Raw genomic sequence first — 10038 nt, forward strand, 5'->3', positions numbered from 1 at the left:
ACGAGCGTAATCTCCAGTTGCAGTGTTGTCAGTAAAATTACAATTTGTCACTTCACCATTTGTATTAAATAAAACTGCACCACCATGGTAGGCGTCGTTATCAGCAAAATTACAATTTGACACAGTACCAGTTCTATGGAAGTAAATTGCACCACCATTTCCAGTTGCAGTGTTGCCAGTAAAATTACAATTTGACACAGTACCAGAACCACTGAATCTAATAGCACCACCATCACGAGATGCATTGTTGCCAGTAAAATTACAATTTGACACAGTACCAGAAGTCATCCAGACAGCACCACCCTCTTCAGAAACAGTGTTATCAGTAAAATTACAATTTGTCACTTCACCATTGATATTGAAGTAAACTGCACCACCATTTCCAGTTGCAGTGTTGCCAGTAAAACTACAATTTGACACAGTACCTTGATTCAAAAAGTAAACTGCACCACCACGGTATGCAGTGTTATCAGCAAAATTACAATTTGACACAGTACCAGTAACAAACATGATTGCACCACCATATCTAGTTGCAGTGTTGCCAGTAAAATTACAATTTGACACAGTACCAGAATACATCCTGATGGCACCACCCCAAGAGTCAGTACCGGTTGCATTGTTGTTAATAAAATTACAATTTGTCACATTACCAGAAGTAGCTGGACTAAAGTAAATTGCTCCTCCATTACCGCCATAGTTTGCATTTATAATGGTTAGATTGTTAATTGTTACACCGGAAGCAGTTACATTGAATGCCCTGATTGTTGATCCGTTCATGTCAATGACTGCGCCGTTACCATTGATAACACCTGGAGTGTTAATTTCAATTGTGTCACCATCGCCAGCATTATAACGATAATGGCTTTTTGTTAAGTTTCCACCAGAATTTATATCATTACGTAAGTCAGAATATGATCCTTCACCACTGGTGAATATTTCAGCATCCTCTGTTTGTGTCAGCATATTGTCATTTTCATTTGTTTGTATTTCATCTTCAGTTAATGTTAATTCCATTTGATTATCTTCTTGGGTTGCTATTGTTGTTTCGTTCACATCACTAGCACATACGCTTGCCACACCGAATATGAAGATGGCAAGCACCAGCAGTATCATGGTTTTCTTGTATTTCATGGTACCGTTTCTCCTTATTATTCTAATATATTTTTTCAAGAATTTTGTTTTATTCTAAACAAACAATCTAAAAGACGATTTTTCCAGTTAAAACATTCAATTCTTGATATTGAGTCTATAAACTGATATTAATATACCTATTCATTTAAAAAGCGTGAATGTAATAAATATATTCCAATCATGGAAAAATTAACTCCTAATCATGAAAACTGATATTTATATACATTTATTGTAAAAAAAGATTAAAAAATGATATTTATAAACCTATTCATTTAAATTAATGCAATCTATTTAGACCCTATATGAATTTCATATTTTAGATAAAAGTTAGTCTTATAATACTAAAATATTAAAAAATTTAAAAAGTTAGTCTTATATACCTAAAAATATATAATATTAGTATGGTTCAAAGAGATTTATATATGAAACAAATTATCCCATTAATTGATAATGAATTAATCAAAGTGATTACAGGCATTAGAAGATGTGGTAAGTCATATATGTTGGGATTGATTAAAGAAGAGCTTATTAAACGAGGAATAAAAGAACATAATATAATAATCATTAATTTTGACAGTAAAAAATACAAAAACATAAAAAACAATAATGAACTGGACAAAACAGTTGAAAAATTAATTAAAAATAAAAAAGGAAAAGTATACTTATTTTTTGATGAAATCCAAAATGTAGGAAAATGGGAACGCTCAATTGCAGGATATAAAATAGATTATGACTGCGATATTTACATCACAGGTTCAAACTCAAATCTATTATCCGGGGAGTTGGCAACACACCTAACCGGAAGATATTATGAAATAAAAATGTATCCCTTTTCATATCAGGAATTCCTTAACTTTCATCAAGAATCCAGCAGTTTAGACTTATTTAGAGAATATCTTCAATATGGAGGAATGCCGCAAACATTTTCGCTTGATGACGCGCAAAAAATAAACTATCTCGATGATTTATTTAACTCCATTTTCTATAAAGACATTGTCAGAAGATATCAAATAAGAGATATTGATATCCTCGAAAGACTAACAACATTTATTTTCGACAATATTGGAAACATATTCTCTGCTTCAAGCATCGCAGAATACTATAAAGATGAAATGAACATTAAAATCTCAAATAAAACCATAACAAACTATCTAAAATACTTGGAAAATGCCTGCTTTATAAAAAAAGTAAAAAGAGAAGATTTAGAAGGAAAAGGTATTTTAAAATTCAATGAAAAATACTATGTAACCGACCATGGTTTTTGTGAAGCCAAAGCTAAAGGAAATATTGACAATATAGGACGAGTCATGGAAAACATTGTTTATTTTGAGTTTTTAAGAAGAGGATGGAAAATAACAATAGGTAAAACAAAAGATTATGAAGTTGATTTCGTATGCAGAAAACACAAACAGACAATATACGTACAGGTAAGTTATATCCTTGAAAATGATGAATCAATTGAAAGAGAATTCAGACCGTTTTCAAAAATCAAAGATCATTATCCAAAATACATAATAACAATGGATCCATTTGATAGATCCCGTGATGGAGTAAAACACATTAATCTTCTAGATTTTCTAACAAATGAGTTATGAGTCATAAACTGATATTTATATACCTACCGATTTGATTGAATAGGTGAAATATATTTCAAACATTTTTTAATATAAGATTATCTGATTACTCAATCATTAAAAGCGATAATTATCTATTCAAAACCCCTTTAGCAAAATCCATTCATATATATTCAGTGTAAACTCCAAACCAGAATCCAGGAACACTGCCGTTAATGTAAATGATGATTTGAGCAAATCAAAAAAAAAACAAGACTGATCAGACATACTTCAGGATAAACCCTGAAGATTTAAAATATACATATATCGAACATTTATCTGCTGTAATCATCAACACAGAAGTCAGAAAAAACTCCATATCAAATCACCTGAATTTATTAAAATCAAAAATGAGAAAAACGAACTAATGCTGAAAATTGACAACCTTAAATTCGACTTGACGGCCTTAAAAGCATGATTGGGAAATGATTATATTTCCCAATTTTATTTACATTAAAGAAAATGTTTTTATTGGTACAAATATTATATTGTCCACTTTTTTAATTGTTTTTGTCGTATCTGATATAATAATTCCATATGATGCTTTATAACGTCTTATTGCATCTTTAATTTGATTAGTATCCTTATCACCATGACCCACTTCAATTGGAATCACTTCATCAAATTCTTTTTTTATTATGAAATCAACACGTTGTTTTTTTACTTTATGTGTGTCGTAGAATATGCTGAATTCAAAGAATTGTTCACTATTCTTTAGATTGACGAGGTTTGAGCCGACTAATGTTTCAAGCAATATTCCTTCATATTCGGTTAAGTTTATTGATGAAAATCCGAATTTTGTATTTATTGCATGCATTATACTTGGTGTTGCAAAATAATATTGCCATGATCTTTTTGCCCTTGAATTTGCACCGGAATACGGTTCTGTGTGAAATATTAAATGGGTCTTTTCAAGTAAGCCCATTATTGTATTTACTGATCCTGCAGAGGTTTTGATTTTGTTTGCAAGTGCATTCTGTGATATGTCACCCGGATATTTTTCAGCTAAAAATTTCATTAACCTCAATGCATTTGTTTGAGTATTGGCTGTTAGATTATTCATTGTTCCCAAATCTTTTGTTATTACACTCTCAACCGAGTAGTATAATTTTTTAGAAGCATTTCTGTGATTTGTATCATGCATTACTGATGGAAATCCTCCAAATTTAAAATAATTATTCCAATCCATTGAATTATAATTTTTTAGATTTAATAAATCCCGATTCACCTGTTTTTCTTTCATTATGGCATTTTCAACATTACCATTAAATACTAAATCTATTAAATCATTGGAAATGTCTGTGTGATAATTATATTTTAATTTTAAGTGTTGTGAATAATTTAGAGGTGTTATTGGGTATCTTATCATTCTTCTTGCGGCTTCTGCGTTGTATTCCAGATTTATTGCTGATGAACCGGTGAAAATAGCAAATATGTTTTTTGATTTATCCGTGATTATTTTACCTGAAATTGACCAGTCTTTGTCAAAATGGGATTCATCGATTAACAAGAATATTTTTTCATCAAGTGTTAGCAGTGATGAATTGTGGAATGTTTTTAGGTAATATTTGATTGTATCGTAGATATCGCAATCTTCTATTTTGTTTAATTCTTCGCAGGAGAAATACAGTATCTGCTCTGGATTGATATTTTTTTGATTCATTAAATAGTCATATACCTGAAATAGGATTGTTGTTTTTCCAACACCCCTAATACCAGGCAAGACAATATATCGATTAACATTATTTCCATCTATAAATTCATCAATAAATGTTGTTATTTCCTCAAAATCATCCCTATGATTGAATCTAACGCCCATATTTGATAGTTCATTGTTTAATGACAATGGAATGTCAGTAATTTGACTTTGTAAAAAATCATGAATTGAATCTTCATTATCTGAATTCATTATAAAAACACCTCTTAGATAATATATTGAATACTATAATATAAATACTTATTCAATATATTGAATGATAATATATAAATGAACATTCAATAAAATATGAATCAAATTAAAAACCACCTATTAAAGAAATGATGTATAGACAAGGACCCAACTATCCTTAATGGAAATGCCTATAAACTGATATTTATAAACCTACCGATTTAATTGAATAGATGAAAAATATTTCGGACATTTTATATTCATTATAAATTAGACATATAGTAATTTATCTGATGTAATATGAAGTGTGTTTTTCATATTATAATGAAGTTTCCATTACATAATGTGATGTGTGTTTTTCGCATTATAATGGAATTTACATTACATTTATATTAACAGTTAATCATAATATATTATTGGAGAGGATTAGATTATGGCAAGTTTACCCTTAGGAAATGACAATGACTTAGACGACTCACAATTCTACAACAGAATAAATGAAATCAGATTCATCACAGACAATCTTGAACTGACACAAAAAGGCTCAACACCCACAATACTTTTAACAGGAATCAGAGGGGTGGGAAAAACAGCGCTGATGAAAAAACTAAAAAAAGACTTCAAAGATGAATATCTGGTTGTCTATATGGACCTGACATCAATGGACAAGTTTAAAAAGGACAAACTGGACCGTCTGTGTTTTATGAAACTTTTCTATGAATCCATCATAAAAGCATGTGATGAATCCAACATCATCACAATCGACAAAAAGATTATGAAATACTTTAAAACACGCAATTTCCAGCTGGACAAAATCGAATCAATTGATAAGATACCCATCCCAATTTTCAAATCAGAAGAGGACTACACCAAATTCACAAGCTATGTAATGGACTTACCACAGCAGTTATATGATGACCATAAAGAAAAGCTTAAAGGTGTTTTGATATTTATAGATGAATTTCAGATGTTAAAGCAACTGGAAGAAGACGTTAACGGATTCCTATGGTACATTAGAAGTGTCATACAATCACAGAAACACATCGGATACATATTTTCTGGAAGCATGAGCGTGAAAGATGAACTGATATCCGATATTGCAGGACAAAATGGTGCATTCGGCGGAAGAATACTCAACTATGAAATCAAGATATTTTCATATGAAACAACCAGACAATACCTAACCGAAAAGGCAGATTACCTGAACTTCACCACCGACGGCTTTGAAAGATTTTACAAATGCACCAACGGAATACCATATTACATCAATAGCTTCGCAAGATTATTGCCGCCAAACGAAGAGCTTAATGAAGAAAAAATAATTTCTGAATTTAAAAAATCTCTGGAATACCTGTTAATTAAATTAACCAATGAATGGTATAAACTAAACAAACAGGAACAAAGAATAATCACCTCCCTTGTTGAAAAGCCATTGCGAAGAATAGAAATAGCAAACAAACTCGGAGTCACCAGCGGAGCCATTGGAGCATCACTGAAAACACTGCAAAACAAAATACTCATCGAAATGGACAACAACAAATACAAAATATACGACCCAATATTCAAAGCATGGCTTAAAAAAGAATACGAAGAAAAAGGAGACTATCCTTACTAAAAAAATATCTTACCAGCAGATTAAATCCAACTATCCTTAATGTGAAAGGCCTAAACTGATATTTATAAACCTACCGATATGAATGCAAGATTTTTTGAATAGACCATATTGATATTACTCATATTATCGCAGTGCACAATTCAAATCCCGAACAGGAAATGATACGTTTAATGCCAAAGCCAGATAATTAAATCAAATAGCCATTAAAATTTACAGTTATACTTTGAAATGTGATTGCAGCAGAAAACATTTCAATCATGCCCTGACAAAACCCTACAAGACAACGATTGAAATTGATGATGACAACAAGCAGTTTTTAGATTATGTGCTGCAGATATCAGAAGACATTTTAGTTGACATTGAATTTCACAGCACGGTGCTTACGCTGAATCATCTGGGAAGATACGGAACTTACAAGATATATTTGAGAATAGATTCAAAAAAGCTAGTTTATCAATGCATATTATGTACGGGAGATCCCAAATCATCAAAAAGGCATTTCTGCTTTAATGATGAGGAAGAGATGAACCTGCACATAGTATTTACACAGGAGGATGATGCTGATGAAAAAATAAAAATACTTGAAGATGCCATAAGTAATAATAGAAGATTAACCAACACAGACATTGAAATCATCTATTTAACTGTAGCGTTGTTTATGAAATCCGAATTAACCAAATCAGAATTGATTTTAAAAATAGCAGAACTGACAAACCAGGTTCAGGGACTGACTAATGAAGAACTATACGAAATAAAATCATTTCAGAAGGTCTTCATGAAAAAATTTATAGCAGAAGACGATAAATTAAAAAAGGAGATTGAAAAATGATATCCATCGAAGCAATGGAAGCAATTAACAAATATTTCCCAAAAGAATCCAAAGAATTAATAGAAAAAGGAATGGAAAAAGGAATGGAAAAAGGAATGGAAAAAGGAAGAGAAGAAGAAAGACTAGAAATCGCGAAATCTATGAAAAATTTCGGATATGGCATCCAAGAGATTTCACGACTAATAAACATCAATATCAAAGAAATAGAGAAGTTATAACCCACAAACCATAACTTCTCACAAACCACTCACCTACCTGACAAAAACAATACTCAAAAATTCCAATTAACCAAATCAGAACTGCTTTTAAAACAGCACCACAACACAATCATTTCTAAAAGCAGAAAAAAACTAAAAAGGAGATAAAAAATGATATCTGATGAAGCTATGGAAGCATTGAACAAATATTTTCCCGAAGAAGTCAAAAAAATAAGAGAACAAGGAAGAGCAATAATATCTTTTACAGTTGTGAGAAGAATGAAAAATCACGGATGCGGCATCCAAGAGATTTCACATGTAACAGGCATCAGAACAAAAGGAATTAAAAAGTTGTAGGAAGCAAAAACTATAACTTCTCACCAATTTTACACTTGAAATGCATGTCTGAAAAAATAATATTACATTCAATGGAAATATTAAATTAAGAGGCAAGAAACTCTTCAAGCTCCTGCTGTTTTTTGCGCCTGATTTCCTCCTCTTTTTTAACCTTTTCAAGACGTATTTTCTTATCTGATTCTTCTTTCTGCCAGGTTTCCTTTAAGGTATTTATTAGCGCATCATCTTCAAGATATTGCGAATACTTGTCATGGATTACACCATACAATTCCTCAGACACCGCATCACCGCACTCGGCAATTTCATCATAGGTGAAGTTGCGGGTGAGCTTTATTGCCTGGGGACCGACGCCCTTGATTTCAAATGAGTAGGAATCACCGAAATATTCGACATCGACTTTTTTCTCAAAAAGATTGAACTTGTTGTATGCAGCCTCATCCTTCAGCTCATCGGCTCTGGATGCGCCGGAATCAATTATCTGATGGAGCTGCCTTTCGGTTATATCGCTGTCATGAATGATGTCTCTGTATTTGCAGTATTTTACAATGCCGAGACCGTTTTCCCCTACGAATTCGACAGTGAAGTTATCGAAACGGTAGTTTTCAATTTTTGATTTGCCTTTGAAAATGCATCCTCTTAATTTGTATCCTTCAAAGTTCATGTTATTATATTGTGTATATTAGGTATATAAACATTGTGTGAAAAAAAAGCCGCAATCACCTTTTGAAATTAAAGGCGCCATACATATCCTGATTCAAATCAAAAATGACAACACTGTATTTTGTATCATCAAGCGGAACAATCGGACCTATGACAAACTCGGTGTCGTTGATTAATGAATATATCGTGCTTTTGGCTTCAACGCTTAAAGGTGATGCGAATCGGGAACTGATATCGATTCTGTTCGAAATCATCATGCCGTCATGCATTGCGGTTATGATATAGCTTCCCTCATCAAGATTGATGTTGAGTCTGGCCATACCCCTGGCGTCAGTTGTCCTGTTGTAGAAAACGCCGTTAATGTTGAATGTCACCTTTTCACCGGCGAGCCTTTCACCCTTATCGTCAAGAAGCTTGACTAAAAACTTGGATCCGTCCCTGGCAGACATGTTCAAATCCATTGCAACCAATCGTGTGAGAACCGTAATGCTATTTGAGGTGACCCACTCCCCGAAGACAGTCGTTATGATATAGCTTCCCGGAGCCAGGTTGATGTTGAGCTTTGCATGGCCTGTCTGGTTGATTTGTCTTGTATAGAAAACGCCGTTAATATTGAATGATACAGTGCCGGAAGTTTTGTTCAGGATTTTTACGACAAACTGGGAATCGTTTCTGCAATATTTAACCAGATCACTGCTTTCGATTTGTGAGAGAACTGTGATATTGTTGGATTTCCTCTCGCCAGTCAAAGGATTGTAAGTTGTAATGACATACTTTCCAGGATTGAGATTGATGTTCAAACGGGCGATGCCGTCTGCGTTTGTCTTTCTCGTGTATAAAACGCCGTTAATGTTGAATTTCACATCCGCTCCGCTTTCATTAGTGTCAAGTAATCTGACTTCGAATCTGCCTGAATCTCCGAAATACTTTGTCAGATCGCTTGATTCTATTTTCGAAAGTACACATACAGTATTTTTAATGGAATCCCTCAGCTGCGGAGCGCTGGTCGTTACAGTGTAGTTTCCGGGCATCAGGTTAATAGCTATTGAAGCGCTATTGTTTACAACAGACCTTTTATAGTCAACGCCGTTGATATTGAAAATCACATAATCGCATGAACAGTTAGGGAAAATATATGCAGTAAACCTGTCTGCGTCCCCGTAATACTTGATTAGATTATAAGCCGCAACAACATGAAATAGATTGTAAGAGTAACAGGAATTGTTTATAGGGGAAGCATATAACTGATATAGTGCCTTTAAATCCACATCATAATAGCCAATACCTTCAAGTGTATTCTCGATAGCTCCTTTTTCAAGATTTTTAAGAAACTGTATGTAGAAAATATCATCGGTTGCGTTGAGTTCGCTTCGAACATTTTCCAGGAATCTGGATTTATTTCCCGGCAGAACAGGAACATTAGGGAGAGATTGGCTGTGATATATTCCGAAAGAAGCTGAGGACAGCATATAATCATTTTCCTTCAATATGAACATGAAAAATGGAATGATAGAAAAGTCATCATGACTGTAACGCATTGTCAAAAACACGGATTCATTGTTCTTTAAAGTGCCGTTTAAGAAAAATGTATGATTGGCATGACTCCAGTTGCCGAAATACTGAAATTCCAAATCAGTATAATCTGACTGGTCATTCACGACAACATATGACAGGGACACATTCCTTAAATCGGATCCGTTATTTTTGATGCTGACAGTGACGTCATAGTATTGATCTGTTGAATTTGC

The 10038-nt window shown here is 33.0% G+C and carries 8 protein-coding genes and 1 pseudogene; 5 read left to right on the forward strand and 4 right to left on the reverse strand.

Annotated elements, in window-relative coordinates:
- Window positions 1-1131: right-handed parallel beta-helix repeat-containing protein (locus tag ACKI2W_RS09095; protein WP_407381384.1), on the reverse strand; the 1131-nt coding region annotated here is incomplete at its 3' end.
- A gap of 422 nt (window positions 1132-1553) precedes the next feature.
- On the opposite strand from ACKI2W_RS09095, the gene ACKI2W_RS09100 reads away from it, so the two are divergent.
- Window positions 1554-2726 (forward strand): ATP-binding protein, encoded by a 1173-nt coding sequence (locus tag ACKI2W_RS09100; protein ID WP_407381386.1) that lies wholly within the window; start codon window positions 1554-1556, stop codon window positions 2724-2726.
- 466 nt (window positions 2727-3192) lie between these two features.
- On the opposite strand, the gene ACKI2W_RS09105 is transcribed toward ACKI2W_RS09100, so the two are convergent.
- Window positions 3193-4653 (reverse strand): ATP-binding protein, encoded by a 1461-nt coding sequence (locus ACKI2W_RS09105; protein ID WP_407381388.1) that lies wholly within the window; start codon window positions 4651-4653, stop codon window positions 3193-3195.
- Window positions 4654-5065: 412 nt separating this feature from the next.
- Between ACKI2W_RS09105 and ACKI2W_RS09110 the strand changes: the two genes are divergently transcribed.
- From ACKI2W_RS09110 to ACKI2W_RS09125, 4 genes are all read left to right on the forward strand, one after another.
- The gene (locus ACKI2W_RS09110) at window positions 5066-6247 is read left to right on the forward strand and encodes an AAA family ATPase (RefSeq protein ID WP_407381390.1); all 1182 of its coding nucleotides are present in this window, start codon (window positions 5066-5068) and stop codon (window positions 6245-6247) included.
- A 223-nt stretch (window positions 6248-6470) separates the two neighbouring features.
- Window positions 6471-7076 (forward strand): hypothetical protein, encoded by a 606-nt coding sequence (locus ACKI2W_RS09115; RefSeq protein ID WP_407381392.1) that lies wholly within the window; start codon window positions 6471-6473, stop codon window positions 7074-7076.
- Complete coding sequence (locus ACKI2W_RS09120) at window positions 7073-7294, forward strand: hypothetical protein (RefSeq protein WP_407381393.1); 222 nt, start codon at window positions 7073-7075, stop codon at window positions 7292-7294. The genes ACKI2W_RS09115 and ACKI2W_RS09120 overlap by 4 nt, the downstream gene beginning before the upstream one ends.
- 150 nt (window positions 7295-7444) lie before the next feature.
- Complete coding sequence (locus tag ACKI2W_RS09125) at window positions 7445-7630, forward strand: hypothetical protein (protein WP_407381395.1); 186 nt, start codon at window positions 7445-7447, stop codon at window positions 7628-7630.
- Window positions 7631-7715: 85 nt separating this feature from the next.
- On the opposite strand, the gene ACKI2W_RS09130 is transcribed toward ACKI2W_RS09125, so the two are convergent.
- Window positions 7716-8291, reverse strand: a complete 576-nt coding sequence (locus ACKI2W_RS09130; RefSeq protein ID WP_407381397.1) for a hypothetical protein — start codon at window positions 8289-8291, stop codon at window positions 7716-7718.
- A 55-nt stretch (window positions 8292-8346) separates the two neighbouring features.
- Window positions 8347-10038 (reverse strand): annotated as a pseudogene (locus tag ACKI2W_RS09135) (hypothetical protein); the annotation flags it as partial.

The organism is Methanobrevibacter sp., assembly GCF_045603845.1.
Lineage (GTDB): Archaea > Methanobacteriota > Methanobacteria > Methanobacteriales > Methanobacteriaceae > Methanocatella.

Excerpts from the sequence above, each read along its gene's own strand:
- ACKI2W_RS09110 (WP_407381390.1), top strand. The coding sequence starts at position 5,066 with ATGGCAAGTTTACCCTTAGGAAATGACAATGACTTAGACGACTCACAA.
- ACKI2W_RS09125 (WP_407381395.1), top strand. The coding sequence starts at position 7,445 with ATGATATCTGATGAAGCTATGGAAGCATTGAACAAATATTTTCCCGAA.
- ACKI2W_RS09120 (WP_407381393.1), top strand. The coding sequence starts at position 7,073 with ATGATATCCATCGAAGCAATGGAAGCAATTAACAAATATTTCCCAAAA.
- ACKI2W_RS09105 (WP_407381388.1), bottom strand. The coding sequence starts at position 4,653 with ATGAATTCAGATAATGAAGATTCAATTCATGATTTTTTACAAAGTCAA.
- ACKI2W_RS09100 (WP_407381386.1), top strand. The coding sequence starts at position 1,554 with ATGAAACAAATTATCCCATTAATTGATAATGAATTAATCAAAGTGATT.
- ACKI2W_RS09130 (WP_407381397.1), bottom strand. The coding sequence starts at position 8,291 with ATGAACTTTGAAGGATACAAATTAAGAGGATGCATTTTCAAAGGCAAA.